This is a genomic window from Brunnivagina elsteri CCALA 953 (genome assembly GCF_002289455.1).
Classification (GTDB): domain Bacteria; phylum Cyanobacteriota; class Cyanobacteriia; order Cyanobacteriales; family Nostocaceae; genus Brunnivagina; species Brunnivagina elsteri.
Genome location: NZ_NTFS01000081.1, coordinates 17075 through 19111, shown reverse-complemented (window position 1 = coordinate 19111; position 2037 = coordinate 17075). Strand labels below are relative to the sequence as shown.

The 2037-nt window shown below is 40.0% G+C and carries 1 protein-coding gene; it reads right to left on the bottom strand.

Annotation, left to right across the window (positions count from 1 at the left end; translation table 11 throughout):
• Nucleotides 1-115 precede the first annotated feature (115 nt).
• The coding region (locus tag CK510_RS09800) for a CHAT domain-containing protein (protein ID WP_143289260.1) at nt 116-2037 on the bottom strand (1922 nt) is incomplete at its 5' end.

The following is a 2037-nucleotide window of genomic DNA, read 5'->3' as shown; positions in this document are numbered from 1 at the left end:
CCTCCCCTTACTAAGGGGAGGTTGGAGGAATCGAAATAATGTGCAGCTAGCCTTCTGGCAAGCTTCGCTAACACAAATAATTGGTATTAGATGTACTCATATCAGTATTTTTAGTTTAAGAGCCAGTAATTGTGAAACCTGCCCAATAGTAGGGATGCTCGAATAATTCGCCTGGATTACTTTCACGTGATTTCAAGTATACTTGTAAAAAGATGCGATCCTCTTTCCTAAGTTGACTAAAGCTAAGTTGGTAGAATTGTTCCAGTTTTTCATAAGTGAGATTTCTCAGCCATTTTGTTGATTCTGCTAGGGCAATTTTTGGTGTTTTACCTGCTTTTATTTGTCTGTAAAAGTAAATCATCAATAAGCTGGTGGAAATTTCATTTACTGTCCACAAGGTACTAACTATATAGGATACTCCCTGATAGAGAAAAGCACTAACTAAACCAACATATTCTGATTCTATGGTTTCATTTCCAGTAATTGCGGTTTCGCAGGCTGAAAGGGAAACTAGCTGATAGCCGCTCAGATTCAAGTTGCGAATTTCAGGTAGTGTTAAATCGGGGTTTGTTTTCGCGTCTGCTGAATCATCGCTGAGGTAAAGGGCTGAGTTTTTGGGGTGTTTGCTGTCATAGCTACCATGTCCGGTAAAGTGAAATATATTATACCCTGCTGCTAAAGCTTGTTTAACTGTGGTTTTGTTGGCTTGGTTGTCGGATATGTGTTTGGGATTGGTATGCTCAAATAGTTGAGCTATGGTTGCTGATTCGATTTCTGCGTAGGTTAATCTTGCCAAACCTTCATCCTCTCTATCTGCACCAGAATATTCGACAATTAGTAACTTGGGAGAGTTGATGATATTTGGGTGTAAATTTTGGGATTGGGAATTTAATGTTAATCCGATTTGGGCACTAGGTAGATAATTGGTGGTGAAATTATCGGGGAAAAGGGCATGTAGGGGAAAACGGTGTAAATCTCGGTGGGGAATTAAGATGAGATTTTGGAGATGAGAATCAGGACTTTGAATTGATTCGAGAATAGCGGTTATGTTGATTAAATCGCTAAGTTGTGCTAGCAATTGCGGCAAATTATCACGCCAAGCTGAACTTGATAACTGTTGTTTTTTACCTTTTCGATAATTCTTGTATTGTTCATCCCAATTTTTTATCCAAGCTGTTAATTTATCTGGCTTTTGTGTGGGGATAATGATGGGTTTATCTGTGCCAGGTTTAATAATAAATGTGGTGAGTGCAAACGGGCTAATATGCCAGTAGATTATGGCTGTGTTTGGTGAGGTTTCGGGATTTACTAACCCTTGAATATCGCTGTAGCTGGGGCTAAGGATATGCTCTTTGAGAGCATCGAGTATCCAGGTGAGGTAGAAATTTTTGTTTCTTTCAGCAGCTTCTAAAGCAGATACAAAATCACCATCATCGATTAAGGTATCAACCCGCATTTGCGAGAAACCAGAAAATTCGGCTTCTAATTTGCGTTTTTGCGAAGAAGATTTATCGGGGGAATTTAGTAACTGTGCAAATACTTCTAATGCTTGTCTTCGCCATTGTTTTGCTTCTTTGTCTTTTACCAAGGCAAATAAGACACTAATCAAGTCTCGCAATACTTTTAAATGTAATTCGGGAAAGGCTTCTTTTGTGAGAGTAATTAGGGCTTGGGGATATTCAGCTTCTGCTTTAAGCCAATATTGACGATAATTTACTTTACCTACTCCTTGGAAATAGTGAGCATTACCAATTTCTTGATGCAACATTCCCCAACCTTCGGGATGGGTGTTTTGTTGGCAATATTTCAAGCCTTCCCGATAGCTTGCTAATTTCCCCTCATAGCCACGCTGGTTTAGGGCTGGGTTTTGTCTGGCAATAGCACTAGAAAAAGCCAAAAATTGGTTAACACTAATTGAGCTTCCTGCTGCAACCCCCCGGTTGTTCCAAGCTTCGTGGTCATCAGGTTTAAATTTGAGTGCTTCATCGTAGGATGCGATCGCATCTTCATACCGTCCCAAATTAGCCAGCGCAACCC